Below are 26254 nucleotides of genomic sequence, written 5' to 3'. Positions count from 1 at the left end.
GGAGCTCCTTTATTTCTTCAGCAGGTTGCAGGTGGAGGCAGACAAGGGATCGAACGCCTTGTCGCCTGGAATGGCGGCCACTTGTTTGAGGAAGTCCCAGGGCTTCTTGGACTCTTCGGGTTTCTTGACCTCGTAGAGGTAGAAGTCGTGAATCATCTGGCCGTCGGCGCGGATATAGCCCTTGGCATACATGTCATCAATCTGCATCTTGCGCAGTTGCTCCATCACCTTGTCCGGGTTGTCCGAATTGGCTGCCTTCACGGCTTGCAGGTAGTTCCAGGTGGCGGAGTAGTCGGCTGCTTGCAGACTATTGGGCATGCGTTTCATCTTGGCAAAGTAGCGCTGCGCAAAGGCGCGAGAGGCATCACTCTGGTCCCAGTACCAAGGCTCGCTCATCAGCAGGCCCTGCGCGGTTTTTAGGCCGATGCTCTCCATGTTGTTCATGAACATCACCAGGCCGGCAAGCTTCATGCTCTTGTTTAGTCCGAATTCGCGTGCCCCTTTGATGCTGTTGAGCAGGTCGCTGCCAGAGTTGGCCATGCCCAATACCTGTGCCTTGGAGGCCTGGGCCTTGAGCAGGAACGAGGAAAAATCGGAATTGCTCAGCGGGTGTCTCACCTTGCCTGCAACGGTGCCGCCCGTTTCTGTCACTACTTTGGCGGTCTCCGCTTCCAGCGAATGGCCGAAAGCATAGTCGGTCGTGAGGAAGTACCAGCTCTTGCCGCCCTGGTTCACAATGGCCGACCCCACGGCGCGCGCCAAAGCGGTGGTGTTGTAGGCATATTGCACGGTGTAGGGTGTGCAGGCCTCATTGGTGAACTGCGTGGCGCCGGCACTGATGACCAGGAAAACGAACTTCTTTTCCGGCAGCAGGTTGTTGATGGCCAGCATGGCGGCGGAGTTGGCGCCACCCACAATCATGTCGACGCCTTCGCGGTCGGCCCACTCGCGCGCTTTGGCAGCGGCAATATCTGCCTTGTTCTGGTGGTCGGCCGACAGCACCTCGATAGGCTTGCCTGCAACCTGGCCGCCAAAATCGGCCACGGCCATGCGGATGGCCTCCAGGCCGCCGGGACCATCGTTGTCGGCCAAGGGACCGGAGATGTCAGTGATGAAACCAACGCGCACCACATCACCCGAGATTTGGGCAGTGGCGGCAGCTGTGGCCATCAGCGCAGTGGCACCGAAGGCAAGTCGAATGAGCTGCAATGAAGAAATCATGGGTGTCTCCAGGTGGTCAAGGGTTTCAGGTGGATAAAGCATCTGCAGGCAGGACGGTTCCGGTGCAGGCGCCAAAGCCGATGCGGTAACCGGGGGCCTGGGCCCAGGCGGTCAACGTGACCTCATCGCCGTCCTCCAGATAGACGCGGCTGCCTCCATGCTCCAAGTCGATGTGCTGCTGGCCGTTGCGCGTGGCCTCGTACAGGCAGCCTTGGCCGCCTGGGCCGCTGGTGCTGACGGTGCCTGTGCCCAGCAGGTCGCCGGTTTGCAGGTTGCAGCCGGTACTGGCGTGGTGGGCAATCTGCTGGGCGAAGCTCCAGTACAAATGCTTGAGATTGCTGCGGCAAACCACCGACGCGGTGCTTGCTTGGCGTGGCTTGATGGAGGCCTGCATGTGCACGTCAAAATTTCGCAAGCCCTGCTGATTCAGGTAGGGCAGCGGCGGCGGCGATTGCTCCGGGCCTGCAATGCGGAACGGCTCCAGCGCGTCGAGCGTAACGACCCAGGGGGAGATGGATGTGCGGTGCCCCTTGGAGACGAAGACGCCCAGTGGCTGCGCTTCCCAGGCCTGTATGTCGCGTGTGCTCCAGTCGTTGAGCAGTACCACGCCAAAGGCATGTTGCTCTGCTTGGTCGATCGCGATGGTGCTGCCCAGCGCGTTGCTGGTGCCGACGACGACGGCAGCCTCCAGCTCGAAGTCCAGCTTTTGGCTGGGCTCATAGCGGGGAACGCTCTCGCCTGGTGGCACCACTTGCCCCCAGGGGCGCTTGACGGGCGTTCCTCCCACGACCACCGAGCTGGCTCGGCCGTTGTAGGCCATGGGCAGGTAGGTCCAATTGGGCCAAAGCTGGCCGGCGCTCGAGCCACCCACGATGTCCACGCAGTTGAGCGAGTGCTCGCGCGAGAGCATGAAGTCGCTGAACCCGCCCACGGCCACCGGAAGGTGCATGCGGGCCTCGGCCATCGGAACAATGGCTTGCTGCCGCAGGGCGGTGTTGTCCCGCAGGGTGGGGTTGTCGTGTCGCAGCAGTTCGCTGAGCTGCCTGCGAACCGCCGATGTCGTTGCGCGACCCAAGCTGATGTAGGCATTCAGGCAGGGTTGCCTGAACACTGCCGCATCTGCCGTGCAGATCAGGCCGGCCTCTGCCAGGATTTGCAGATCGACGATGCAGTCACCAATCGCCACACCGGCGCGCCGAGTGCGTTTTTCCGTGCTGAAAATGCCAAAAGGAAGGTTCTGAATCGGGAAGTGAGAGTCGGCAGCGACTGGCACGAAAGAGGCGAGTGCTGCATCGTTGGGAGATGCCGGGCTTTCGCCCGCGCTCGAAGCGAGGTGGGTGCTCATGGTGGCTCCTGGAAAAATGGAGTGGTAAGGGGAACGCTCAGGCGGTATTCACGTCACCGGCGCCGCCATAAGAAGTAAAACCGCCATCTACCGGGAGAATGGCGCCGGATATGTACGAGGCCGCATCCGACAGCAGGAATGCGGCGGCGTAGGCGACCTCTATCGGCTGCCCCATGCGCGCCATGGGGGTGCGGCGTTCGATGCGGTCCAGGTCGATCTTTTGGTCGCGCACGAGCTGGTCGATCATCGGCGTGGCGATATAGCCAGGTGCGATGGCGTTGACGCGCACGCCTTGGTGGCTCCATTCGCACGACAGATTGCGCGTCAGCTGGGCGACACCGGCCTTGGCCGGGCCGTAGGCGTTGCGCCGCGGAATGCCGTTAAGGCCATTGACGGACGCAACGTTGACGATGGAGCCGTTGCCCTGCTGCAGCATGGCGCGGCCGGCGGTGCGGCACATGAGAAAGGAGCCGCGCAGGTTGACGTCGACAATGCGCTGCCAAATGTCGATGTCCATGTCGGTAGCGGGCGTCACCTGGTCGCTGACGCCGGCGCAGTGAAAGAGGCCGTCCAGACCGCCCAGAGTCTGGTGGGCGTTTGCCACGGCGGCTTCGCAAGCGTGCTCGTCGGTGATGTCGGCGACAGCAAACCCCTGGGCTTCCATGGCCTGCGCTTGGGCGGCAAGTGCGTTGGTGTCCTTGTCGAGCAGGAATACGGATGCCCCCATTTTGACGAAGCAATGTGCGGAAGCCAGGCCAATGCCACTGGATCCTCCGGTGACCAGAATTCGTTTGCCCAGCAAATGGATGCCGTGCTTGCCGATGTTTTGAGCCATGTGATGCATTCGGGTTGGAGTGGTGCTTTGCAACTTTGAAGATAATTTTGGTTGGACGACCGACCAAATTCAAAATGATTCTGCGACAAGCCTGGGCTGAAGGCCACCCAGGTTAACCCTTGGCTCTTGCACAAGAGGGGAGGAGACTGCTGTGATGGGGCGCAGAAGGGACCCATGTACCGTCAAGCGCCAGCGTGGCGAAATCGGCCTATTTCAGTGCCAGTCCACTTTTGAATAGCTGGCAATGGTGGCAATGCGGGTATTGCCGTCCCAGCGCTATTTGCGCGCAGCGTCAGCCATATCTGAAGCTTTTGCAGCCTTGCCGATTGCGCTGAAGTCTTTTTGAAAGGAGACTGGTGACGAATGAATGCTTGCGTTGACACCAGCCACTACGAATGGAATCAGATGACCGCAAGCATCATCGCGATCTTCGCAAGAACACAGCCCGCCCGATAACGCCTCGATGCGGTTGTTCTCGCTGAAGGTGTTGCTCATGACGCCGACCATGAAGTCGAACGCCCATTGGATGCGTTTTTCTTCGCCGCTGGGGAATGTACGGCGCAACTCTTGCAGAAAATCCTCTGCCAGGGGGGTGAACAGCGTGTCCAGCAGCCCCATCCACCGCTCGGTGGACATGAGGCGAGCGGCCAGCTTGGTGTAGCTTTGCCATCCGGGGCCGCCGTGCGTGCTCCAGTACAAGTAGGGCGAGAGATAGCAACGAGCGATCTCTTCCACCGACAGTGGCTCTTGGCCATGCAGTTGGCGGTAGTGCGCCAATAGTTGCTGGCGGCTGTCGTTGACCACATTCGCCCGGCGCGTAAGCACCTCGTGAAAGATGTGCTCCTTGGACTCGAAGTGGTAATGCGCCAGGGCCAGCCGAACGCCCGCCAGATCGGTAATTTGCCGAATGGATGTGCCTTCGAAGCTTTGAACGGCAAAGAGCTGTTCTGCCGCGTCGAGGATGCGTACGGAGGTTTCGCGTGGAGAAGTTTTCACTGAGGAGGGCATGGAGGTGTTGCCCACAATCTGCCGACGTTGGATGGGCTGAGGGCCTGGAGCGCTTTGGCTTTTGGGCAGTATAGCCATTCATGCAGACCGCGAAATCTGTGACTCACCATTTTCTTCGCAATTTCTGTAGCACTTGACTGGTACGCCAGACCACGCAATGGAGCTCAAAAAAAAGGCGCTGGCAAGAGCGGCGCCCAGGTTTCAGCGGATGCGGTGCATAGAGCAATACGCGCCTCTTTGGCGTTACCCCGCCTTTGCTCCGCTACCTGAGAGCGGCCAAAACAAAGCGCCTCAAAAGAGGCGCTTGTGGGCTAGCTGGCAGTGCAGATTGGTGCAACCGCTCAGCGTTTTTTCTTGGTGGTGGCCGTGCTGCGCTTGGAGGGCGCGGGCTTGGTGGCGGTGCTGCGGGCGGGCGCTTTTTTGGCGTTGTTGGCTTTGTTGTTGCCGCGTGCGTTGCTGTGCTTGTTGCTGCTGGCATGCGATTCGGCGCCTACGCGCACGGGCAGGTAGAGCACCACTTGTTGGCCAGCTTTGAAAGCGGCTTTCACACCCACATCGTTCCAGTCTGCCACTTGCGAGGCGCTGAGCTTGTAGCGTTGAGCCACACGGGCAACGGAGTCGTGCTTGTGTGCCTTGACGGTGGTGCGGCGGGTGACGATTTCGGGCGTGAGCGCGATTTGCGCATTGTCGGCCAGGTGGCTCGACACGTCTTGCTTGACGGCGGCCGAGCGCGGCACCATCAGCGTGGAGCCGGCCTTGACCATCATGCGCGGCGGAATGTTGTTGACCGAGCGCAGATCGTTCTCGCTCATGCCCACGGTATTGGCGGCCGTGGCTACGGTCATGGTGCTGGGCACGGTCCAGACCGTCCAGCTGGCGTACTGGCCTTTTTCGTGGGCCTGCAGGTTGCGGCGGAAGACGTTGGCGTTGTCCCAGGGCAGCAGCACTTGGGGCGTACCTGCTTTGAAGATGACGGGCTTGTTGAACGAGGGGTTGAGCGATTTGAGCTCGTCCATGGTCACGCCAGCGAGCTCGGCCACCTGGGCGGTGTCGATGTCGCGGTCCAGCGTGACGGCCTGGAAGTAGGGGTGGTTCTCGATCAGCGGCAGCTCGGCCTGGAAGCGCTCGGGGCTGGCGATGATGTTTTTCACCGCCTGCAGCTTGGGCACGTAGTTGCGGGTTTCATCGGGCATGTTCAGGTCGGTATAGGCCGTGCCCAGACCTTGCTTCTGGTTGCGCGCAATGGCGCGGCCCACGCTGCCTTCACCCCAGTTGTAGGCAGCCAGCGCCAGATGCCAGTCGCCAAACATGTTGTAGAGCTTTTGCAGGTAATCGAGCGCAGCGCGGGTGGAGGCCAGCACATCGCGCCGGTCGTCGCGGAACATGTTTTGCTTGAGATCGAAATAGGTGCCGGTGGCGGGCATGAACTGCCACATGCCAGCGGCCTTGGCGCTGGAGACGGCCTGCGGGTTGTACGCGCTTTCGATGTACGGCAGCAGCGCCAGCTCGGTGGGCATGCCGCGCTTTTCCAGCTCTTCGACAATGTGGAACATGTACTTGGACGAGCGCTGCGTCATGCGCTGGATGTAATCCGGGCGGCTCGCGTACCACTGCTCCTGGTTGCTCACCAGATCGGTCTGCAGATCGGGCATTGCAAAGCCGCGGCGGATGCGGTCCCACAGATCATCGGGCACGGCCAGATTGGCGACGTTGCCGCGTTTGACGTTGGCTGCGCCAATGGGGCTCAACGGCCCCTTGGGATAGCTGGGCGTGTGGGTTTGCGAGGCCGGGACTGGCGTGTCGAGGGGCGGTTGGTCTTGGCTGGTGGTGGCGCAGCCGGTCAGAACGAGGAGCGCGCTCAGGCTCCACAGGTGCAGGTAATGCTTCAAAATTGGTTCTTCCAGCGACGCAGCGCAGCCAGTACCTCGACCGGATCGCTGCTGGGGGTGGATGGATCAAACTGCTGCGCCGCGCTGGCCACGGCGGGCACGCTGCTGCGCAGAAAAGGGTTGATGCGCAGCTCGTTACCTAGCCGCGCCGGCAGCGTGGGCTGGCCGTTGGCACGCAACTGCTCGCAGTGCCGGGTGTAGTTGGCAATGTCGGCATTGTCCGGCTCCACCGCTTGCGCAAAACGCAGGTTGGAGAGCGTGTACTCGTGCGCAGCGCACACCAGCGTGTCACCCGGCAGGGCCGCCAGCGCCGAGAGCGAGGCATGCATTTGCGCCGGCGTGCCCTCAAACAGGCGGCCGCAACCGGCAGAAAACAAGGTATCGCCACAAAACAGCAGCGGTGCGCCCAGAGGTGCATCACCCTCGACATGGGCGCAGTAATAAGCAATATGCCCGGCGGTATGGCCGGGCACATCGATCACTTGCCAGCGCAGGCCCAATAGCTGCAGCACATCGCCGCCGCCCATGGGCTGGTACGGTGCGGGAATGTCCTCGCGCGCCGGGCCGTAGACGGCGGCGCCCGTGGCCTCGCGCAGCTCGGCCACGCCGCCTGTATGGTCGCTGTGGTGGTGGGTCACTACAATGGCTTGCAGCTGCAGGCCCAGCCGGGCGAGCGCGTCGATCACCGGCGCGGCCTGGCCTGGGTCGACCACCAGCGCCTGGCTGCCGTCGTGCAGCAGCCAGAAGTAGTTATCGGTAAATGCGGGCAGAGGTAACAAGTGCATGAATGAACAAATTATAGGCACGCAAAACTGGTGGAATATGCCCCTGGGCCGCTATATGCTGGCCTGGGAGCAAACATGTTACGACGAGGCAGTTGTCGATATCTTCGGCTTTCATAGCTTGCAGATCGGGCTTTTTCCGTTAAAAGGGCTGCAGAGCAATCGCATGCCGCACCGCTGGCTGGCGCTGGAGTCGAGCGAGCAGTGGCAGCAATGGCAAAGCAGCCTCGATACAGATGTAAACAGCTTTGCACAGGCTTTACAAAGCGCGGATGCGGCAGCGCAGCAGCAGGACCAGGCGCCCGCCGCCGCCGTGCAAACCGCGGCTTTGCTGTGCAGTGGCAGCGCGCTGCCGTTTGCCAACAACTCGCTCGATCTGGTACTGCTGCCCCATGCGCTGGAGCTGAGCGCCGACCCGCACGCCGTGCTGCGCGAAGTGGCCCGCGTGCTGGTGCCCGAAGGCCGGGTGCTGATCAGCGGCGTCAACCCGGTCAGCCTCTGGGGCATGCACACCTGGAGCCGCCGCATCCCCGGTCGGCAAAAAGTGCCGCCCATGCCCGACGACCGCAACCTGATCGGCTACGGCCGCCTGCGCGACTGGCTCAAGCTGCTCGACCTGGAGCTGGAGACGGCCAGCTTCGGCTGCTACCGCCCGGCACTGCGTTCGGACCAATGGCTGGGCCGCTGGGACTGGCTGGACCAGATCGGCCCCACCGCCTGGCCGATTTTCGGCGGCGTCTACTTTGTCGAAGCCGTCAAAAAAGTGGCCGGCGTGCATATGTTGGCCGCGCCTTGGCGGGCGGTGGCAACGGCGCCGGCGGTAAGACCGGTGGCGGTGAAAGAGGGCGTGGTGGAGAAAGAGCGAGTGGGGTGACCGCTGGGCGCCTGATGAGGCACCGCAGCTTTGGAAAGGCCGCGCATGCAAAGAATGCCGTGCCCGTTTGGAAATGCCCACTGCGGTGGCAAGCACTACCACCCATCGCTGCTTTCGCTGCCCAATCCCCGCAGGCAAAAAACCCTTATAGTCCCCCCCACTGATATTGGCACTCGCCAAGGAGCTGGTTTGAACCAAGTTGTGATTTATACGGACGGGGCTTGCAAGGGCAACCCCGGCCCTGGTGGCTGGGGCGCTTTGCTGCGTGCCGGTGAGGCCGAGAAAGAGCTGTGCGGCGGTGAGCTCAACACCACCAACAACCGCATGGAGTTGATGGCCGTTATCCAGGCCTTGGAAGCCTTGAAGCGGCCTTGCGATGTGGCTTTGTACCTGGACAGCCAGTATGTGCGCAAAGGCATCACCGAATGGATTGCCGGCTGGAAAGCCAAGGGCTGGCGCACGGCCAGCAAAGAACCGGTGAAGAATGTCGATCTGTGGCAGCGGCTCGATGCGCTGGTGCATGCCGGCCCGCACCGCATCAGCTGGCACTGGGTCAAGGGCCATGCCGGCGATCCGGGCAACGAGCGCGCCGATGGCCTGGCCAACAAGGGCGTCGACATGGCGCTGGGCCGCGCCTGATCCAACAAGCGAGGGCAGCCATGGGGCGCATCATGACTATTCTGGCCGTGCTCGGCGTGGTTGCCGCGCTCTATATGGCCCACCGTTACGGCGTTTACTGAGCCGCGCGGGCTCGCACAGCTGCAAACAAGCCTGGTGGTCAGCAGCCACCAGGTTTTTGCATTTTTGCGGCCTGCGACGGCGCGCGGGGCAACAAAAAAGCCTGGAGGCTTTTCACCACCAGGCTGCTTTGAGAGGGCAACTGCGCTTATTCAGCCGCTGCAATGCGCCGCAGGGCATTGCTGTCGCGCACGATCAGGCCCGAGGGCTCGATGCGGATCGACGATTCGCGCTCCATCGATTTGAGCTCCTGGTTCACGCGCTGGCGCGAGGCGCCCAGCAGCTGGGCCAGCTCTTCTTGCGCCAGTTGCAGGCCGATGCGGGTTTCGCTGCTTTCCTTGCCGGGCACGCCGTAGCTGCGCGAGAGGTGCAGCAACTGCTTGGCCAGGCGCGCACGCAGCGGCAGGGTGTTGAGGTCTTCGACCATGCCGTAGAGGCTGCGGATGCGGCGTGCGTGCATGCGCGAGAGGGCCTGGTAAAACTCCACGTGGGTTTGCAAAATGCGCTGAAAATCAGCCTTGCCTACGCACAGCAGCGTGGTTTCGCCATGGGCGTACACGTCGTGCGTGCGGGTGTCGTCGTCGAACAGGCCCACATCGCCAAACCAGGTGCCGGGCTCCACATAGGTGAGCGTGATCTGCTTGCCGGTGAGCGAGGCCGAGCTGACGCGGGCCGAGCCCTTGGCCACCGAGACCCATTCCTCGGGCTCGTCGCCGCGCGAGAAGATCAGCGCGCCGTCTTTGAAGCGCTTCACGTAGGCGCAGCGCAGAATGTCGTGGCGCAAGGTCGGCGACAGGGTGCTGAACCAGCGGCCGGTGTTGATGGATTCGCGCTCTTCGGGGGTCAGGATGGGATCGTCCATGGCTTGTCGTCTCGGTGACTGGAATTTTGAATTTTGTCGCTTGCGCGACGGTCACGTACGAATGTAAAGCATTGCCGCGCAATTGTTAATTGTCACCAGCCTGCCAAGGGCAGCGGACAATGCAAAAGGCCCGGGTTTTGCCTTGGATCAGCAGTGGGGAATCCCGGTCTTTTGCTTATCTGTGTTGCGCATATCGCTATCAATTGTGTATATGGGTTTCCCCTGTGTGCATGTTTGGTGAAGCCTGTCTTCTGCAAAAGTGAAGGGCTTGCCGTGGAGGTGCCGTGTTGGTTGACAGGGGTGAGTAGCCGCTGTCGCGCTGAGGACAGCGGGGCGTGCTTCAGCCCGGGCTGTGCAGCGGGCGCTGGCGGCGTTGGCCCCACAGCTCGATCAAAACCACGGCCAGGCCGGCGCAGCAGATGAGCGCCATGCCGGCTGCGGTGGTGGCGTCGGGCAACTGGCCAAACACCAGCCAGCCCAACGTGGTGGCCGAGACAATTTGCAGGTAGTTGAAAGGCGCCAGCAAGGTGGCGCTGGTTTTGCTGTACGCGGTAATCTGCAGCCAATGGCCGACAAAGCCGGTCAGCCCGGTCGACACCAGCAGCGCCCACTGCCAAGGCGACAGATCAAGCGAGCGCCAGAAAAATGGCAGCAGTGCCGTCAGCACAATCGCACCGAGCAGGCCGCCGTAGAAGTTGCTGGTCAACGGGTCGTCGGCCGCCACGCGGCGGGTGCTGATCTGGAACAGCGCAAAAGTGGCCGCTGTCACCACGCCCCAGATTGCGCCTTCGCTCGAGAGCTGGCCACCCGGCCGCACTACCACCAGCATGCCGATAAAGCCCACGATCACGCCCGCCCAGCGGTGCCAGCGCGGGCGCTCGCCCAGCAGCCAGGGCGCCAGCACCATCACTAGCAGCGGCGCCATGAAGTTCATCGCCGTGCCTTCGGCCAGCGGCACCAGGCTCAGCACGTGGAAGAACAGCAAAGTGGTGGCGATCATCAGCACGCCGCGCTGCAACTGGCGTGGCAGCGAATGCGTGTGCAGCAGGCTGCGGCCGCGCCGGGGCAGCACAAACACGGCCATCAGCAGCACATGGCCCACATAGCGGAACCACGACACCATCAGCACCGGCACGCCGGCCAGCACCAGGAGCTTGCCGCTGGCATCCAGGCTGGAGAGAATCCAGAGGCCGCAAACATGCAGGGCAATCCCGAGGACATTCATGGTGCAATCACGTCTTTGCGCAAATCAAGCGGGCGATTGTAGCCAGCACCATGCGCAAGGCGTAGTGCGCGCTGTCCGCTGCGCTACAAGGTCGGCAGCTTGTCCATGCCCGGCTTTCAGCGCCTCAAGCTCTGGCGTAAACGCCGCCAGCCAACGACTGTGCCCGTCACGCTCAGCAGCAGGCCGCCCAGGCTCAGCGCTATCAGCACCGCATCCCACAAAGGCCGACGCTCCAGCAGCGGCAACCAATCCCAACTGTGCAGCATGGCGAACAGCCAGCGGTAGATGCGGCGGCGGCTGTCTACGCTGCCCAACACGGCGCCGGTGTGCGGGTCTAGATGCACCCAGGTTTGGTGTTCGTCGCCAAACACTGCGCGCCAGATGGGCAAAGGTTTGTCGCCGCCGCCTGTCATGCTGTGCTCAGTGCGGGCGTAGTAGTAGAGGTCGTAGTCGTTCAGCACTTCGACGCGGGTGATTGGCGCGGCCAGCAGCTTTGGCAAGGCGGCGCGCAAAGCATCTGCATCTACCGTATGGGCTTGGGCGCTGCGTGCGTCCAGCACTTGCGGTGTGGTGCTGCTGCCGTAAGCCAATACCAGCGGCTGGCCCAGCACGCTCAGCCAGCGCAGCTCGCGTGTGTCTGGGCCGGCCGCTTGCAGCAACTGCGCGGGTGTGGCACTGGCATCCAAAGTGCCAAGCGCTTTGCCGTGCAGGGCAGCGGTTTGTACCGGGGCTGCGCCGCTGTTGAACACCTTCCAGGGGTTCATCGACATCAGGCCGCTGAAGATCCAGGTCAGCGTGATGGCCGCAAACAGCAGGCCGCTGATATGGTGCCAGCGCATGCTGCGGCTCGGGTAGGGCGTGCGCCTGCCGCTGCGGTAGGGTTGCGCAAAACGCCAGCGCCAGATGCCGATCACGCTGCCGCTGATGGCGCCCAGCGTGCCCAGTACCGAGAGCCAGATGACGATATTGGTCCAGTGCTTGTCCAGCGCGCCGCCGCGCAGCGGGTAGAGCCAGTGGATCCAGGCGCCGGCGTAGTTCCAGGCGCGCTCGCTGCGCGTAGCGTCGCGCACCACGTCGCCGCTGCGGCTCGATATGTATAACCAGGTGCCGTCGGCCAGCGCCACCACATGCAGCGGCCGGTGCGCGTCGAGCGCACGCGAATGCGTGGCCGCATCTTCTTGCACTGTGCCCTGGTAGTGCAAAGTTTGCGCAGGCTCTGCGCTTTGGCTGGCCCAGGCTGCGGCGCTGGCCAGCGCGGTGTTGGCATCCACTTCGCGTAGCAGCTCGCCTGATGTGGCATCAATCACCGTCGCATGTTGCCCGCCAGCGTGGCCTTTGTTGGCTTGGCTGGGCGTTAGCACGTAGACCGGTTTGCCCGCTGTGCCTGCGTTCAAGCGCAGCTCTTGCAGCGGTTGCTGCCAGCCTGCGCGATCCAGCGCCTGCTGCGGTGTCAGCAGTGCTGCATCAGCGGGCAGCGCGGGCAAGTGTGCCAAGCGCTCTTGCGCGGTGAGCTTGGGGTAGCCCACGTACATCATCACCACGCCCGAGGCGAACCACATCGCAAACAGCAAGCACAGAGCAATGCCTAGCCAGCGGTGCGTCAGGTAGAGCCAGCGTTTGGGAGACAGCTTCATGCGGCGCCTCCGCTCAGAAGCGCAAGCGTAGCGTCACATCGGCCGTGCGCGGTGCGCCCAGGTAAGCCATGGTGCCCGCACTGCTGGCGTAAACCTTGTCGGTGACATTGCGCACGCGCGCTACCAGCGTGGCATTGCGACTGACCTGGTAGCTGGCGCCCACATCAAGCAAACTGTAGGCGCCCCAGGTTTGCGTATTGCTGGCGTTGGCGTACACCTTGCCAACGTGGCGCAGCCCGGCGTTGACAGACCATTGCGGGCTGATGCGGTACGACGTCCAAACATTTGCCACCACCTTCGGCGTATTGGTAGGCGTTTTGCCGGCCAGCGAAACGCCGTTTTGCACAAACTCGTCGTACTGCGCATCTACCCAGGCCACATTGCCTTGCATGGCCCAGCGGCGCGTGGGCTGCAAGCCCAAGGCCAGCTCCACGCCGCGTGAGGATTGCTGGCCTACCAGCAAAGTCTGGCTGCTGTTGTTCGGGTCTTGGCTGGCAATGTTTTTGCGTTGCAAGTGGTATAGCGCCACAGTCGCCGTGCCCTTGCCTTTCCAGAAATCGAGCTTGCTGCCCACTTCCCACTGGCGGCCGGTGGTCAGCTCGCTGTTGTTGCGTACATCGGCAAACGAGGCGGTCGTCAAAATACCCGAAGGCGGATCGCTGGCCGTTGCGTACTGCGCGTACAGATTGGCTCCGGGCGCCACATTCCACACCAAGGCCAGGCGGCCCGTGGTGGGCTGGTAGCTGCGTGCAAAGCTCGCCGGGCTGGTGGCGGTCACTTCGCGCTTGTTGCTCAAATCCAGGTCGATGTGTTCATGACGCAAGGCGCTCACCAGCTGCAGCGCCGGTGTCAAATGGGTGCGGTTCTCGGCGTACAGCGCTACCGTGGTCACCTTGTTTTCGCGGTCGGCCCGGTAGCCCGGAGCCATGCCGGGAATGCTGAAAAAGCTCTCGGTCGCAAAGTCGTAGGGATCGACCGTACTGATGGTGCTGCTCAGACTGTTGGGGTAGCGCGTTTGCCGGTTCTGGCTCACATCCAGCCCAAAAGCCCAATCGCTGCGCAGGCCGGCCAGCTCGTCCTGGTATTGGCCGTCGATACGGTTGCCCAGCAGGCGTTGCTCGTGGCGCTGCAAAAGCGCAGAAGAGCGCGTGACCGCCGTGTTGTCTGCGTTGAAGCGGTAGACCTCGACATTGCGGTAATCGCGCTGCGCCCGGTAGGCGTAAAAGGTGTTTTTCAGCTGCAGCTGATCGTTCACACGCCAATCGGTCAGCGAGCGCAACCACTGCACTTGCTGCGCATACAGGCCGTCCTGGCTGTTGTAGTTTTTGAAGCGCGTGCCTTCTTCAATGCGCAGCGGGCCCGCCACCGGGTTGAGCAAGGGCGTGCCCCAATACGGGCGGTCTACGCGCTCGTGCTGGTACTCGTAAGCCCAGGTCTGGCTGATGCCGCTGCCCAGATCGGACAGCAGCGACGCGGCCAGTTGTGTGGCCTGGTTCTGCGTGCCTTGCGTCCAGCTGTTGGCGCGTTTGTGGTTCAGGTCCAGGCGCAGGTAATGGTCGCCCGCGCCGCTGCCATCGCCAGCAATGCGGCGGTTGATACCCACCGCCGCCTCTTTGCTGGCGTAGCTGCCCAGGCGCAGTTGCCCTTCCGTGAAGTCGCTGCGTTCGGCCAGTTTGCTGATGTAGTTGATGGTGCCGCCCACGCCGCCCGCGCCATACAAAAAGCTGCTGGCGCCGCCAATCGCCTCCACGCGCTCGTAGATCCAGCTGTCCACCGGCCGCGCGGCCACGCTGTATTGCAGGTTGATGCCGTTGAACAGCTGGTTCACCGAGTTGGCACCAAAGCCGCGCCAGCTCAGGCCGGGGCTGCCGGGCGCGTCTTGCGCGGTCACGCCGGGCACGCTTTTGAGGATTTCTTGCGTATTGCTGGCGCCGCGCTCTTCGATGGTGGCGCGGTCTACCACGGTGACCGCAGCTGGCGTCTCGCGCACGCTCAGGCCCAGGCGGCTGGCAGTGCGGCTGGGCTCGTTCAGCGGCAAAGCGCCGTTGGGTTGGCTGGCGCTTTCTTGCACGGTGACGGTGGGCAGTTGTGCTTCATCGCTCGCCTCGGTATCGGCCCAGGCAGCAGGGCTGGTGAACAGGGCAAAAGTGGCAAGGGCGACGGGGCTGAGCGGCGCGCGGCGGCTCGAACAGGCAGGCGCAGGCAGCGCTGCCAGAGACAGGAATCGGGGCATGGAAAATCCGGGTAAAGCAGGACCGCGCCGCATGCAGCGGCAGGCCCCAGGTTTCAGAGGGTGAAAACGGCTTTACACAGACAAAGGCGGGCCGCGTGGCGGCAGCGGCGCCCCCACCAGCGTGGCGAGGCGCGCTGCCTCGATCGGTTGCGTGGCGCGGCCCAGTGGCAAAGGCTGCGGCAGCTGAAAGGCGCTGCCACCGCCGGGCAAGGCCAGAGCGTTCAAACACAGCGGGCAATCCAGGTGTTGCGGCGCCAGCGCGTTGTCGTCCGCGCTAGCGCCTACTGCCACCAGCTTCATCGAACCATTGCTGGAGCACACCACATCCCACTGCTGCGGCGCCACCAGCGGCGACGCCATGCCCACGCCCAGCGCCAATATAAACCACGCCAGAACCAGGCGGGCAGTATGTTGGAGGGAGCGGAGCTTTTGCATCGCCGAGCATTATGCAGGGAGTTGTGGCGGCGTGCGGCCGCAATGCGGGCAGGGTTATGTTTGTTGCGGGCGCGGAGCGGTGAGCGTCTGCGCCCTTTGTTCAGGACTTCTGCGCTTCGCGCAGATTTGGTAGCCAGTTTTCTAACTGGCGTTGCTGGCATTGCATGCAGCTGCTGGCTGGGACTCGCCCCGGCAGGCGACCTCCCTTTTTGTTGCACGACAAAAAGCGAGGGGAAAAAACGTGCCCTACATCCAGCGTCCCCGACCGCCCCGCGTAGCGGGGCAATCGGGGCAACCTGCGGCCACAGCCAATACCGTCGTGCGGTAAAACTCCCTGCGCGCTAAAGCGCTTCGGTCAAACAGTTACCGCAAGTCAGAGTACGAAGTTTGGCTGCCGAAGGACAGCCAAACTTCGTACTCTGACTCGCAGACGCTGTTTGACCGGAGCGCCTTGGCGCGGAGGGAGTTTCGCCGCACGCCGGCGTTTGCTGTGGCCGCAGGTTGCCCCGAAAGATTCGCAACGCGAAGCTTTCGGGGACGCTGGATGTGGGCACGTTTCTTTGCTGACTTTCTTGCCGTGCAGCAAGAAAGTTAGTCGCCCGCCGGGGCGAAATCCCGGCATCTGCGCAAAGCGCAGAGTTCTCAGCCAAGAGCGAAGACGCTCACCGCTACGCGTCTGCAACAAACCCGGCCAACTGCCGCCAGCAAGGCCACCCAACGCCAGTTAGAAAAACAAGCGACCAAATCTGCGCGAAGCGCAGAAGTGTTAACAAAGGGCGCAGACGCTAGCCCCTACAGCGTCCCCCCGCCGGCAGCCAGCCAAAAACAAAAAACCGCCCCGGTGGGCGGGGCGGTGGAAGGCTGTCGGGCTGGGTGGCATGCCCGGCAGCCGCTAGGGGCGAACCGAAGGAGGGAGGGGAGGTGTTCGCCCCAAGAACGATAGGTTGGGTTTAAGCCAGCTCGGCCTGGGGGGCGCTGGTCTTGAGCGCACGGGCGATGTCCATCTGTGCCATGGCAATGCCGGCGGCGCGGGCCTCGGGGCCCATGGCCAGGCCTTCGGCGCGCACAAAATGCAAGTTGTGGACGCCGATAAAGCCAAAGATGGTTTGCAGGTAGGTTTCCTGGTGCTCTTGGGCGCGACCGGCTTCGGTGGCCGAGTACAGGCCGCCACGGCTTTCCACGGCGATCACCAGTTTGTCGCCAGCCAAGCCTTCGGGGCCGTTGGCGGTGTAGCGGAAGGTGCGGCCCGCTTGCAGCACGCGGTCGATCCAGGCTTTGAGCTGGCTGGGAATGCTGAAGTTGTAGAACGGCACGCCGAGCACCACCACATCGGCGGCCAGAAACTGGCTCACCAGCTTTTCGCTCAGTGCGTTTTGTGTGCGTTGGGCTTCGGTGGTGGCTTCTTGGCCGGTGCGAAAGCCCAGGGCGTCTGCGCTCAGGTGGGGTGGCGTGTCTACCGCCAGGTCCAGGTAATCGACCTCGGTGTCCGGGTGGGCGGCGAGCCAGGCCTTAACGGTTTCCGCCGTCAGTTGGCGCGATACCGAGTTGGCGCCCAGGATGGACGAATCAATGTGCAAGAGTTTCATAGCGTTCAAAAATAAGACCAGTCTGCCGCCGCCGCACTGCGGCTGAAAACCGGCTCGGCTAGCGAAAGACGCTATTTTGGCGGCAAACAAATGCGCGATTGACTGACAAAACGCAGCTAGATTGTTCTATTACTGGAACTATGATGCGCTAGAGTCCCACCGCAAGCCCGCCAAGGCCATGCTGGCTGGGCCCACCCGCCATCTCCATGGCTGGCAGCGGCGCTGAGGGGCTGCTGCCAGCTGCTGAATCCAAAACAGGGATAGACCATGCACGACCTCAACGATATGTACTACTTCGCCGAAGTGGTGGAGCGCGGCGGCTTTGCCGTGGCCGGCCGGGCGCTGGGCATTCCCAAATCGCGCCTTTCGCGCCGCATTGCCGAGCTCGAAAGCAAGCTTGGCGTACGCCTGCTGCAACGCACCACGCGCCGGCTCTCGCTCACCGATGCCGGCGAAACCTTTTTGCGCCACTGCCAGGCGGTGCGCGAGGCGGCGCAAAACGCGCAGTCCGCCATCGAGCAAACCCAGCGTGAGCCTACGGGCACGGTGCGGGTGTCTTGCCCGGTCACGCTCAGCCAAGGCATTGTGGGTGCGCTGCTGCCCGAGTTTCTGCGCCGTTACCCCAAGGTGCGCATCGAGATGATGGTGAGCAACCGCTCCATTAACCTGCTCGAAGAAGGGGTGGATGTAGCGCTGCGTGTGCGCGTGTCGCTCGACGACAGCGGCAGCCTGGTCATCAAGCGCCTGGGCATGACACGCCAGGTGCTGGTGGCCAGCCCGGAGCTGCTGGCCATCCATGGTGTGCCCGAATCGCCGCAAGACCTGGGCACCAAGGTGCCCACCTTGGCGCTCACCAGTGCCGACGGCAATTCCACCTTGCACCTGCAAACGGCCGAAGGTGAACCGCTGCTGCTGCACCACCAGGCGCGTTATGTGGCCGACGATCTGGTCACGCTCAAATATGCGGTGATGAACGGCATTGGCGTGTACTGGATGCCGGATTACATGGTGCGTGACGAGCTGGAGCGCGGTGACTTGGTGGAAGTGCTGCAGAACTGGCGCCTGCCCGAAGGCATCTTCCACGCCGCATTCGTCTCGCGCCGCAATATGGCACCTGCGCTGCGGGCTTTCCTCGATTACCTGGGCGAAAAGCTGCCGCGCAACCACCCGAGCCAGGTCGAGCAGGTGCTGTAGCGCTGCCGCGGTGCCGCTTGCTTGTAACTATTGGGTATAACAAAACAAATAATAATTCGTTGTGGTTTGAAGGAGGGCGACCCACAATGCGCCCATGTCTGGAGCCCACGCTGCCTTTGCCGCTACCACTGCCTCTGCTGCCACCCCTTTGCCTTTGCATGCTGCACTGCCTGCAGGCTGGGAGCGCGAGGCGGCCGCGCCCGCGTGCAGCGTGGTCATCGTGCCGGGCTGGCGCAACTCCGGCCCCGGCCACTGGCAAAGCCTGTGGGCCGAGCGCATACCCGGTGCCATTCGCGTACAGCAAAAAGACTGGATGAAGCCGCACCGCGCCCCATGGGCTGAAGCGGTGTACGACGCCATTTGTAACGCGCCGCAACCGGTGGTGCTGGCGGCCCATTCGCTGGGCTGCATCGCCAGCGTGCATGCGCTGGCGCAACTGCCGCCCGAAGTACTGGCCCGCGTGGCCGGCGCTTTGTTTGTGGCCCCGGCCGACCCGGAGCGTCGCGCCCTGTTTGAAGATTTCACGCCCGTGCCGGCCCAGCCCTTGCCGTTTGCCAGCATTGTGGCGGCCAGCAGCAACGATCCGTACTGCCCCATCCGCATGGCCAGCGCCTATGCCAAAAGCTGGGGCAGCACCTTTGTGCGCGTGCCCGATGCCGGCCACATCAACATCGAATCCGGCCACGGCGAATGGCCCTTGGGTTGGGCGCTGCTCGCCTCGCTCAGGCCACAGGCGCAAGCCGGTGCTGCGGTTGGCGTGGCGCCAAGCTAGGCCGCACCAGCTTGCTGAATGGCGGGCTGCCGGCGGCCCGCCGCTGTCGCCGCTTTGCCACAGTGCCTGCGCCAGCCGGGCAAAGGCTGCACTTGCCCTGACAATGCCGCCATGGCTATCAATACGCCCCAGATCATCGATACCGCGCGCCAAGTGCTGGAGATTGCCGCGACCATTGCGTTTGCGCTGTCGGGCGTGATCAAGGCTGCGCATAAAAAGCTGGACATCGTCGGCGTCTGCGTGCTCGCCTTCATCGCCGCGTTTGGCGGCGGTACCTTGCGCGATCTGCTGCTGGACCAGCGCCCCTTTTTCTGGGTGCGCCAGCCCAATTTTGTCTGGGTGGTCATGGGCCTGAGTCTGCTGGCGGTGCTCTTCATGCGCCAGCGCCACTTTGCCCTGACCGAGCGCGCCATGCTCTGGCCCGACATGCTGGGCCTGGGCCTGTTTGCCGCCGTGGGCGTGGACATGGCCGCCGAGCAAGGCCTGCCAGCACTCATCTGCGTGATGATGGGCGTCATCACCGGCGTCTTTGGCGGCGTGCTGCGCGACGTGCTGTGCGGCGAAATCCCCCAGGCTTTTCGCGACCACCAGCCCTATGCCGTCTGTGCCTTCATTGGCGGCTGGGTCGACATGCTGCTGCGCAGCTCGCCCGTGCCCGAGATGTTCCCCATGCTCGCCTGCGTGCTGGTTACTGCCGGCCTGCGTGCCATTGCGCTGTGGCGGCAGTGGCGCCTGCCGAGCTGGCGCATCGAAGACCGCTGAGCCTCCGGCCGCCCCGCCGGCGGCAGCCATGCTGCACATGGACCGTTCGTCTGAATGCTGGAACCATCGCTGCGCCCCTGCCTCTGTCTGGCTTAGGAGTGGAAACTGCCATGGCAAAAAAATGGATAGGCGCCGTGTTGGCGCTGTTGGTGCTGGTCGCTGCGGCGGGTTATTGGTACTTGGGGCGTCTGAGTTACGAGCTGCGCATCACGCAAGCGCAATTGGAGCAAAAGCTCGCTGAAAAACTGCCGCTTACGCGGGCCTACCCGATCTTCGCGGTCACGCTGGCCAACCCCCGTGTGCACCTCAACGAGCAAAGCGACCGTATCGATTTTGGCCTGGACGTGACGATGGCGCTGCAATCGGGCTCGATCCGCCCGCCGCTCCGATCCGAAGTCGACGTCTCCGCCGGCATCCGCTACGACCCGCAGCGAGGCGCCTTCTTCCTCACCGACCCGGTGGTCGATCGCCTGCGCCTCGACGGCGTGCAAGACAAGTTCATGGCCATGCCCAACACCGTGCTCAGCAACGCGATTGCAGCGTATTTTGCCGAGCGGCCGATCTACACGCTCAGCAGCTCAGACCCCAAGCAGCGCTTGGCGCAGATGCTGGTAAAGCGGGTGGTGGTGGAGAAGGGTGAGATTGTGGTGCATATGGGGTTGTAGATGGTTTTTGCAGCTGGCGCTGCTGGCTGTGGGGTGACGCGTAGTGGTGAGCGCCAGATCTCCTGCCGAGGAGGTCTGCGCTGCGCGCAGATGCCGGGATTTCGCCCCGGCGGGCGACCTTCTTTATTGTTGCGCAACAATAAAGAAGGCAAACAAATGCGCCCTGCATCCAGCGTCCCCCAAAGCTTCGCGTAGCGAATCTTTCGGGGCAACCTGCGGCCACAGCCAATACCGGCGTGCGGTAAAACTCCCTTCGCGCTAAAGCGCTCCGCTCAAACAGTTACCGCAAGTCAGAGCACGAAGTTTGGCTGTCCTTCGGCAGCCAAACCGCCGGTATTGGCTGTGTCCGCAGGCGCTGGCTGAAAGGGGTGGAGACATCCTGAACAGCCGAACAGCCTGCTAGAGCAGCGCCTATTTACAGCGACTTGGTGGTTTGCGTTTTCTGCGTAGCCATCTTTGGTTGCTGACCAGGGCGGCCAGCCCGCTCGCCTCAATCCTTATTCCATTTAAACCATAAATTAACAAAAATATATTCGTTTGAGTTTTATAAACACGGCTCCACAATTCGCTACATCTCTCCATACAGACGGGTAGCAGAACATGAAATTCGGTGGAATCAAGTCCTTGTTGGTCGCAGCAGCGGTGGTAGCCAGTGGTTCGGCTCTGGCGCAGAACCAGTTGCTCAATGTCTCTTACGACGTGGCTCGTGAGTTCTACAAGGATTACAACTCGGCCTTTATCGCCCACTACAAAAAGACCAAGGGCGTGGATGTCAAGGTGGACCAGTCGCACGGCGGCTCCAGTGCGCAGGCGCGTGCGGTGTCTGAAGGCTTGGCGGCTGATGTGGTTACCTTCAACACCACGACCGACGTCGAGTTTCTGGCCGAAAAAGGCGTAGTCGCCAAAGACTGGGCCAAGAAATTCCCTAACGATGCTTCGCCCACCACCTCGACCATGTTGTTCCTGGTGCGCAACGGCAACCCCAAGGGCATCAAGGACTGGGACGATCTGGTCAAGCCCGGCGTGCAAGTCGTTGTGGTGAACCCCAAGCTCGGCGGCAATGGCCGTTACGCCTACCTGGCCGCCTGGGGCCAAGTGCGTGAAAAGGGTGGTTCGGACGCCGATGCGCAAGCCTACATCAGCAAGCTCTACAAAAACGTGCCCGTGCTGGCCAAGGGTGGCCGCGATGCGACGGCTGCATTCCTGCAGCGCAATGTGGGTGATGTGCTGATCACGTTCGAGTCGGAAGTGGTTTCTATCGACCGCGAATTCGGCAAGGGCAAGGTCGATGCGGTTTACCCCTCGGTCAGCGTCACTGCCGAGAACCCGGTGGCCGTGGTTGAGCGCACGGTAGATAAAAAGGGCACCGCCGCCCTGGCCAAGGATTACCTGGATTTCCTCTACTCTGACGAAGGCCAGGAAATCGCTGCCAAGCACGCTATCCGCCCCCGCAGCGAAGCAGTGCTGAAAAAGCACGCCGACGTGTTCAAGCCCATCAAGCAGTTCACCGTGGCCAAGTACTTCGGCAGCCTGGGCGAAGCACAGAAGGTGCACTTTGGCGACGGCGGTCAGTTCGACAAGCTCTACACCGAAGGCAAAAAGTAAAGCCGCACTCTGAGGCGCTGCCTGCGCCCCATGCGCCGCTGGCGCCCGCCCGAGCGGGTGCCAGGCGCTCCTGAATCTCTACCTCCCACTGGACCGCGATCCATGTCTGCTGCTCTCTCTGCCCCGGCCAGCGCCGCGCCTGCCGCCAAACGCGGCCGAGCCAAGCGCGTGTTGCCGGGTTTTGGCCTCACGCTCGGCTACACGCTGTTCTACCTCAGCATCATCGTGCTGATCCCGCTGGCCACCTTGCTGTTCAAAACCTTCGAGCTCACCTGGCAACAGTTTTGGGCCGTGGCGACCGACCCGATTGCGGTGGCGGCGTACAAGGTCACCTTTGGCGCTTCGGCCATTGCGGCCGTGGTCAACCTGGTGTTTGGCATGCTCATCGCGTGGGTGCTGGTGCGCTACAGCTTCGCCGGCAAAAAGATTGTCGATGCGCTGGTGGACCTGCCTTTTGCATTGCCTACCGCCGTGGCCGGCATCTCGCTGACTGCGCTGCTGGCCGACAACGGCTGGGTCGGGCAGTTCTTTGCGCCGCTGGGCATTCAGCTGGTGTTCAACCGCGTCGGTATCGTGTTTGCACTGATCTTTATCGGCCTGCCGTTTGTGGTGCGCACGGTGCAGCCGGTGCTGGAAGATTTTGAAAAAGAGCTGGAAGAGGCCGCCGGCAGCCTGGGTGCATCGCGCTGGCAAACCTTCTACAAGGTCATTCTGCCGGCCGTCGGCCCGGCCTTGCTCACCGGTTTTGCCATGGCCTTTGCCCGTGCGGTGGGCGAGTACGGCTCGGTCATCTTTGTCTCCAACAACATCCCGATGGAGTCGCAGATCACGCCCTTCGTCATCATGGCCAAGCTGGAGCTGCACGACTACGCTGGCGCCACCGCGATTGCCATGGTCATGCTGGCCATCTCCTTCGTGCTGCTGCTGCTCATCAACGGCCTGCAAAGCTGGCAACGCAAACGCGCGGGGATCTGAACCATGCCAACCATCTATCTTGTCTTGCTTGCCGTGGTGGTGCTGGGCCTGGCCCTGGTCATTGCCAGCTATTTTTATGTGGAAAAGCGCGAAGGCCCCCAGCGCACCAGCACCGTGACCGAGCCGCGCTGGGTGCGCTGGACGCTGATCGGCATTGCGCTCGTCTTCATGCTGCTGTTCCTGGTGCTGCCGCTGTTGGCCGTGTTTGTGGAGGCGCTGCGCAAAGGCTGGGACACCTATATTGCCGCGCTGCGCGAGCCTGATGCCTGGTCGGCCATCAAGCTCACCTTGATCACCGCGCTCATCGCTGTGCCGCTGAACCTGGTGTTTGGCGTGGCTGCTGCCTGGGCCATAGCCAAGTACGAGTTCAAGGGCAAGGCGCTGCTGACCTCGCTGGTCGATCTGCCTTTCTCCGTCTCGCCCGTGGTGGCCGGCATGACCTATGTGCTGCTGTTCGGTGCCAACGGCTGGTTTGGCGCGTGGCTGGAGGCGCACGACATGAAAGTCGTCTTCGCCGTGCCCGGCATTGTGCTGGCCACCATCTTCGTCACCTTCCCGTTCATCGCCCGCGAACTGATCCCGCTCATGCAGGCGCAGGGCAGCGACGAAGAGCAGGCCGCCATCGTGCTGGGTGCCAGCGGCTGGCAAACCTTCTGGAAGGTCACGCTGCCCAACATCAAATGGGGCCTGCTGTACGGCGTGATTCTGTGCAACGCCCGCGCCATGGGCGAGTTTGGTGCGGTTTCGGTGGTCTCGGGCAGCATTCGCGGCGAGACGGTCACCATACCGCTGCATGTCGAAATTCTCTACGCCGATTTTCAGTCGTCCGCTGCCTTTGCCGTGGCCTCGCTCCTGGCCTTGCTGGCGCTGATCACCCTGGTGCTCAAATCGGTCGCCGAATGGCGCACCGAGCGCGAGCGCAAAGCCGCCGCCAGCTTGCCGCCCGAGCGTCCGCGTGACGACAGCGCCGTCGGCGCTGCGGCCTGAGCACCACACCCTGATATTTGAAGGTCTTTGCCATGAGCATCGAAATCCAGAACATCTCCAAGTCCTTCGGCAGCTTCAAGGCGCTGAACAACGTCAGCCTCGACATCAAATCGGGCGAGCTCATTGCGCTGCTCGGCCCCTCGGGTTGCGGCAAAACCACGCTGCTGCGCATCATCGCCGGGCTGGAAAATGCCGACAGCGGCACCATCCAGTTCAGCGGTGAAGACACCACTGATGTCCATGTGCGCGACCGTAACGTGGGCTTCGTCTTCCAGCACTACGCGCTGTTCCGCCACATGACGGTGTTTGAGAACGTGGCCTTTGGCCTGCGCGTCAAACCGCGCAAAGAGCGCCCGAGCGAAGCGCAGATCAAAGAAAAAGTGATGAGCCTGCTCAAGCTCGTGCAGCTCGACTGGATCGCCGACCGCTACCCCTCGCAGCTCTCGGGCGGCCAGCGCCAGCGCATTGCCCTGGCCCGCGCCCTGGCGGTAGAGCCCAAGGTGCTGCTGCTCGACGAACCCTTTGGCGCGCTCGACGCCAAGGTGCGCAAAGAGCTGCGCCGCTGGCTGCGCCGCCTGCACGACGAGCTGCATGTCACCAGCATCTTCGTCACGCACGACCAGGAAGAAGCGCTCGAAGTGGCCGACCGCGTGGTCGTCATCAACAAAGGCCAGATCGAGCAAGCCGGCACGCCCCAGCAAGTGTGGGACAACCCGGCCAGCCCCTTCGTCTACGGCTTCTTGGGCGACGTCAACCTGTTCCACGGCCGTGCGGTCGACGGCCACACGGTGGTCGAAGGCGGCGTGCAGATCGACTCGCCCGAACTCGGCGCCGCTAACGGTGCACAAACCCTGGCCTATGTGCGCCCGCACGAGCTCGATGTGGAGCGCTACTCGCCCGGCCAGGAGAAAGACGCCGAAGGCCGGCCGCGCGGCATCATCGCCCAGCTCGACCGCGCCATTGTCGTGGGCCCCATCGCCCGTTTGGAACTTATTGCCGTCAACGGTAACCAAGCCAAGAGCCCGGACGCCGAGCAACTGATCGAAGCGCAAATCCCTGCGCAGCAGTACAAAGCCATGGGCCTGAAAGAGGGCGAAACGCTGGTGGTCACACCGCGCCAAGCCAAGATATTCCTCGACTACGCTGCCAATATCTAGCGCTTGCCTGCGCTGGCCCTGGCGGCTGGCGTTGGCACCGTGCCCACCCTAAAGCGCCGCAGTTTGGCTGCGGCGTTTTGCCGCACAGCGGCAGGGGAGGGCAGGCGCAAACGCTTAAGATGGCGGGGTTGGCAGAATAAGGACATCATGAACTGGATCTGGAATGCACCGCGCCGCACACTGGCGCTCATCTTTGTGGTCTGCGCGGCCATGATCGGCTTTGGCATGTACCTGCAACACGTGGTGGAGCTGGAGCCTTGCCCCATGTGCATCGTGCAGCGTTACTGCATCATCGCCGTCGGCGTGTTGGCCCTGCTGGGCAGCATGAAGCCCTCTACCGCCGGCTGGTGGAAAAGCTTTGCCTGGCTCGCCATTCTGTTTGCCGGCTTTGGCGCCTTCACCGCCGCCCGCCAAAGCTGGCTGCAGTGGTACCCGCCCGAGTTCGCCACCTGCGGGCGAGATTTCTACGGCATGATCGAGTCCTACCCCATCAGCCGCTCGCTGCCGATGATCTTCAAGGGTTCGGGCGATTGCGCTGCGGTGGATTGGACTTTCCTGGGCGGCACCATTGCCAACTGGTCGTTTGTGGCGTTTGTGGGATTTATCCTGGTGCTGCTGCTGGCGGTGTTCAAGGCCAAGCGTTAAGCGTCTGTTTTGCTACAAAAAGCCCCTCTGCTTTTGGCAGAGGGGCTTTTTGTTTTTTAACTGACGTTGGTTGCGGACGCGTAGCGGCGAGCTACTGTGGTCTCTACGAAGATGTCTGCGCTTCGCGCAGATGCTGGAAGGCTTGTTTTTCAACTGGCGTTGGTGGGCATTGCATGCTGCGGCTGGCCGGGACTCGCCCCGGCGGGCGACTAACTTTCTTGCTGCACGTCCGGTGTGCCGGCCCAGAAGAAAGTCAGCAAAGAAACGTGCCCTACATCCAGCGACCCCGACCGCCCCGCGTAGCGGGGCAATCGGGGCAACCTGCGCTCGGAGCAAACGGCGGCGTGCGGTGGAACTCGCTGCGACCCAAGGGTCTTCGCTCAAACAGCCACCGCAAGTCAGTTCACGAAGTTTGGCTGCTCTGCGGCAGCCAAACCGCCGCCGTTTACTCCGATCGCAGGCGCTGGCTGAAAGGGGTGGTGGACATCTTGAACAGCCGAACAGCCTGCGAGCGCTGCGCTAATTGCATCTATTGGCGGCTGCGTTGCCTCTGCTTCTCGCCGGCTGTTAACTCCCTCTCCCGCCTGCGGGAGAGGGTAGGGGCGCCCGGCGAGGGGTGAGGGGGCGCGGCGCTTACCACCCAAAGGCGATTCATTGCGTCAAATGCAGACCGCATGCAAACGGTTAGGCCATACCACCCTCATCCTAGCCTTCTCCAGCCAGCGGGAGAAGGAATAAACAGCCACCCACCACCGCCCAAGCGCCCCAGCCCCATATCCCAAAGGTGACTATCGCCAGCCCGCCGCCGTTTCGCAAATCTCCGGC

Annotated in this window: 23 protein-coding genes; 11 read left to right on the top strand and 12 right to left on the bottom strand. The window is 62.7% G+C overall.

Annotated features, from left to right (window positions below):
- Window positions 1-9: 9 nt before the first annotated feature.
- From ACFIQF_RS00445 to gloB, 6 genes are all read right to left on the bottom strand, one after another.
- Window positions 10-1170 carry an ABC transporter substrate-binding protein gene (locus ACFIQF_RS00445; RefSeq protein WP_393939506.1) on the bottom strand — a complete coding sequence of 387 codons (1161 nt, stop codon included), beginning with the start codon at window positions 1168-1170 and terminating at the stop codon, window positions 10-12.
- A gap of 76 nt (window positions 1171-1246) precedes the next feature.
- Complete coding sequence (fahA, locus tag ACFIQF_RS00440; protein WP_393939137.1) at window positions 1247-2566, bottom strand: fumarylacetoacetase; 1320 nt, start codon at window positions 2564-2566, stop codon at window positions 1247-1249.
- A gap of 37 nt (window positions 2567-2603) precedes the next feature.
- Window positions 2604-3401 carry an SDR family NAD(P)-dependent oxidoreductase gene (locus ACFIQF_RS00435; protein WP_393939136.1) on the bottom strand — a complete coding sequence of 266 codons (798 nt, stop codon included), beginning with the start codon at window positions 3399-3401 and terminating at the stop codon, window positions 2604-2606.
- A 276-nt stretch (window positions 3402-3677) separates the two neighbouring features.
- The gene (locus ACFIQF_RS00430; RefSeq protein ID WP_393939134.1) at window positions 3678-4424 is read right to left on the bottom strand and encodes a TetR/AcrR family transcriptional regulator; all 747 of its coding nucleotides are present in this window, start codon (window positions 4422-4424) and stop codon (window positions 3678-3680) included.
- A gap of 326 nt (window positions 4425-4750) precedes the next feature.
- Complete coding sequence (locus tag ACFIQF_RS00425; RefSeq protein WP_393939132.1) at window positions 4751-6298, bottom strand: transglycosylase SLT domain-containing protein; 1548 nt, start codon at window positions 6296-6298, stop codon at window positions 4751-4753.
- Window positions 6295-7083 carry a hydroxyacylglutathione hydrolase gene (gene gloB / locus ACFIQF_RS00420; protein ID WP_393939130.1) on the bottom strand — a complete coding sequence of 263 codons (789 nt, stop codon included), beginning with the start codon at window positions 7081-7083 and terminating at the stop codon, window positions 6295-6297. The genes ACFIQF_RS00425 and gloB overlap by 4 nt, the downstream gene beginning before the upstream one ends.
- Here gloB and ACFIQF_RS00415 point away from each other — a divergent pair.
- Entirely contained in the window at window positions 7082-7954 is an 873-nt protein-coding gene (locus ACFIQF_RS00415) for a class I SAM-dependent methyltransferase (protein ID WP_393939128.1), read from the top strand. The two genes, gloB and ACFIQF_RS00415, sit on opposite strands and share 2 nt — an antisense overlap.
- 189 nt (window positions 7955-8143) lie before the next feature.
- Window positions 8144-8593 carry a ribonuclease HI gene (gene rnhA, locus ACFIQF_RS00410; protein WP_393939126.1) on the top strand — a complete coding sequence of 150 codons (450 nt, stop codon included), beginning with the start codon at window positions 8144-8146 and terminating at the stop codon, window positions 8591-8593.
- Window positions 8594-8840: 247 nt separating this feature from the next.
- On the opposite strand, the gene ACFIQF_RS00405 is transcribed toward rnhA, so the two are convergent.
- The 6 genes from ACFIQF_RS00405 to ACFIQF_RS00380 all read right to left on the bottom strand — a co-directional run bounded on the left by ACFIQF_RS00405 (window position 8841) and on the right by ACFIQF_RS00380 (window position 16667).
- Entirely contained in the window at window positions 8841-9554 is a 714-nt protein-coding gene (locus tag ACFIQF_RS00405; protein ID WP_393939124.1) for a Crp/Fnr family transcriptional regulator, read from the bottom strand.
- Window positions 9555-9894: 340 nt separating this feature from the next.
- Window positions 9895-10779, bottom strand: coding sequence for a DMT family transporter (locus ACFIQF_RS00400; protein WP_393939122.1), 885 nt, complete (start codon window positions 10777-10779; stop codon window positions 9895-9897).
- 116 nt (window positions 10780-10895) lie between these two features.
- Complete coding sequence (locus ACFIQF_RS00395; protein ID WP_393939121.1) at window positions 10896-12413, bottom strand: PepSY domain-containing protein; 1518 nt, start codon at window positions 12411-12413, stop codon at window positions 10896-10898.
- A gap of 13 nt (window positions 12414-12426) precedes the next feature.
- Entirely contained in the window at window positions 12427-14646 is a 2220-nt protein-coding gene (locus ACFIQF_RS00390) for a TonB-dependent receptor (RefSeq protein ID WP_393939119.1), read from the bottom strand.
- Window positions 14647-14718: 72 nt separating this feature from the next.
- The gene (locus ACFIQF_RS00385; protein WP_393939117.1) at window positions 14719-15081 is read right to left on the bottom strand and encodes a DUF2946 family protein; all 363 of its coding nucleotides are present in this window, start codon (window positions 15079-15081) and stop codon (window positions 14719-14721) included.
- A 950-nt stretch (window positions 15082-16031) separates the two neighbouring features.
- Window positions 16032-16667: an FMN-dependent NADH-azoreductase gene (locus ACFIQF_RS00380; RefSeq protein WP_393939116.1), complete on the bottom strand. Its 636-nt coding sequence runs from the start codon at window positions 16665-16667 to the stop codon at window positions 16032-16034.
- Window positions 16668-16934: 267 nt separating this feature from the next.
- Here ACFIQF_RS00380 and ACFIQF_RS00375 point away from each other — a divergent pair, with 267 nt between their 5' ends.
- The 9 genes from ACFIQF_RS00375 to ACFIQF_RS00335 all read left to right on the top strand — a co-directional run bounded on the left by ACFIQF_RS00375 (window position 16935) and on the right by ACFIQF_RS00335 (window position 25429).
- On the top strand, window positions 16935-17861 hold the full coding sequence (locus tag ACFIQF_RS00375) for a LysR family transcriptional regulator (RefSeq protein ID WP_393939114.1): 927 nt from the start codon (window positions 16935-16937) through the stop codon (window positions 17859-17861).
- A 94-nt stretch (window positions 17862-17955) separates the two neighbouring features.
- A complete protein-coding gene (locus ACFIQF_RS00370; RefSeq protein WP_393939113.1) occupies window positions 17956-18633 on the top strand; it encodes an RBBP9/YdeN family alpha/beta hydrolase in 678 nt (225 codons plus the stop codon).
- A 111-nt stretch (window positions 18634-18744) separates the two neighbouring features.
- A complete protein-coding gene (locus tag ACFIQF_RS00365; RefSeq protein WP_393939111.1) occupies window positions 18745-19395 on the top strand; it encodes a trimeric intracellular cation channel family protein in 651 nt (216 codons plus the stop codon).
- A 110-nt stretch (window positions 19396-19505) separates the two neighbouring features.
- Complete coding sequence (locus tag ACFIQF_RS00360) at window positions 19506-20060, top strand: DUF1439 domain-containing protein (RefSeq protein WP_393939109.1); 555 nt, start codon at window positions 19506-19508, stop codon at window positions 20058-20060.
- A gap of 600 nt (window positions 20061-20660) precedes the next feature.
- Window positions 20661-21665: a sulfate ABC transporter substrate-binding protein gene (locus tag ACFIQF_RS00355; protein WP_393939108.1), complete on the top strand. Its 1005-nt coding sequence runs from the start codon at window positions 20661-20663 to the stop codon at window positions 21663-21665.
- 102 nt (window positions 21666-21767) lie between these two features.
- Window positions 21768-22640, top strand: a complete 873-nt coding sequence (cysT, locus tag ACFIQF_RS00350; RefSeq protein WP_393939106.1) for a sulfate ABC transporter permease subunit CysT — start codon at window positions 21768-21770, stop codon at window positions 22638-22640.
- A 3-nt stretch (window positions 22641-22643) separates the two neighbouring features.
- Entirely contained in the window at window positions 22644-23627 is a 984-nt protein-coding gene (cysW, locus tag ACFIQF_RS00345) for a sulfate ABC transporter permease subunit CysW (protein WP_393939104.1), read from the top strand.
- 32 nt (window positions 23628-23659) lie between these two features.
- Window positions 23660-24784 (top strand): sulfate/molybdate ABC transporter ATP-binding protein, encoded by a 1125-nt coding sequence (locus ACFIQF_RS00340; RefSeq protein WP_393939102.1) that lies wholly within the window; start codon window positions 23660-23662, stop codon window positions 24782-24784.
- 147 nt (window positions 24785-24931) lie between these two features.
- Window positions 24932-25429: a disulfide bond formation protein B gene (locus ACFIQF_RS00335; protein ID WP_393939100.1), complete on the top strand. Its 498-nt coding sequence runs from the start codon at window positions 24932-24934 to the stop codon at window positions 25427-25429.
- Window positions 25430-26254: the final 825 nt, after the last annotated feature.

Origin of the sequence: Comamonas trifloxystrobinivorans, assembly GCF_043359985.1 — a bacterium.
Taxonomy (GTDB): Bacteria; Pseudomonadota; Gammaproteobacteria; order Burkholderiales; family Burkholderiaceae_C; genus Comamonas; species Comamonas trifloxystrobinivorans.
The sequence above is the reverse complement of the archived record's forward strand: the minus strand, read 5'-3'. Positions and strand labels throughout refer to the sequence as shown.

Coding starts and splice junctions, on each gene's coding strand:
- ACFIQF_RS00335 (WP_393939100.1), top strand. CDS start 24,932: ATGAACTGGATCTGGAATGCACCGCGCCGCACACTGGCGCTCATCTTT.
- ACFIQF_RS00390 (WP_393939119.1), bottom strand. CDS start 14,646: ATGCCCCGATTCCTGTCTCTGGCAGCGCTGCCTGCGCCTGCCTGTTCG.
- ACFIQF_RS00400 (WP_393939122.1), bottom strand. CDS start 10,779: ATGAATGTCCTCGGGATTGCCCTGCATGTTTGCGGCCTCTGGATTCTC.
- gloB (WP_393939130.1), bottom strand. CDS start 7,083: ATGCACTTGTTACCTCTGCCCGCATTTACCGATAACTACTTCTGGCTG.
- ACFIQF_RS00380 (WP_393939116.1), bottom strand. CDS start 16,667: ATGAAACTCTTGCACATTGATTCGTCCATCCTGGGCGCCAACTCGGTA.
- ACFIQF_RS00405 (WP_393939124.1), bottom strand. CDS start 9,554: ATGGACGATCCCATCCTGACCCCCGAAGAGCGCGAATCCATCAACACC.
- ACFIQF_RS00360 (WP_393939109.1), top strand. CDS start 19,506: ATGGCAAAAAAATGGATAGGCGCCGTGTTGGCGCTGTTGGTGCTGGTC.
- ACFIQF_RS00340 (WP_393939102.1), top strand. CDS start 23,660: ATGAGCATCGAAATCCAGAACATCTCCAAGTCCTTCGGCAGCTTCAAG.
- ACFIQF_RS00370 (WP_393939113.1), top strand. CDS start 17,956: ATGTCTGGAGCCCACGCTGCCTTTGCCGCTACCACTGCCTCTGCTGCC.
- ACFIQF_RS00415 (WP_393939128.1), top strand. CDS start 7,082: ATGAATGAACAAATTATAGGCACGCAAAACTGGTGGAATATGCCCCTG.
- ACFIQF_RS00365 (WP_393939111.1), top strand. CDS start 18,745: ATGGCTATCAATACGCCCCAGATCATCGATACCGCGCGCCAAGTGCTG.
- ACFIQF_RS00395 (WP_393939121.1), bottom strand. CDS start 12,413: ATGAAGCTGTCTCCCAAACGCTGGCTCTACCTGACGCACCGCTGGCTA.
- ACFIQF_RS00385 (WP_393939117.1), bottom strand. CDS start 15,081: ATGCAAAAGCTCCGCTCCCTCCAACATACTGCCCGCCTGGTTCTGGCG.
- ACFIQF_RS00355 (WP_393939108.1), top strand. CDS start 20,661: ATGAAATTCGGTGGAATCAAGTCCTTGTTGGTCGCAGCAGCGGTGGTA.
- ACFIQF_RS00445 (WP_393939506.1), bottom strand. CDS start 1,170: ATGGCCACAGCTGCCGCCACTGCCCAAATCTCGGGTGATGTGGTGCGC.
- ACFIQF_RS00375 (WP_393939114.1), top strand. CDS start 16,935: ATGCACGACCTCAACGATATGTACTACTTCGCCGAAGTGGTGGAGCGC.
- cysT (WP_393939106.1), top strand. CDS start 21,768: ATGTCTGCTGCTCTCTCTGCCCCGGCCAGCGCCGCGCCTGCCGCCAAA.
- cysW (WP_393939104.1), top strand. CDS start 22,644: ATGCCAACCATCTATCTTGTCTTGCTTGCCGTGGTGGTGCTGGGCCTG.
- fahA (WP_393939137.1), bottom strand. CDS start 2,566: ATGAGCACCCACCTCGCTTCGAGCGCGGGCGAAAGCCCGGCATCTCCC.
- ACFIQF_RS00435 (WP_393939136.1), bottom strand. CDS start 3,401: ATGGCTCAAAACATCGGCAAGCACGGCATCCATTTGCTGGGCAAACGA.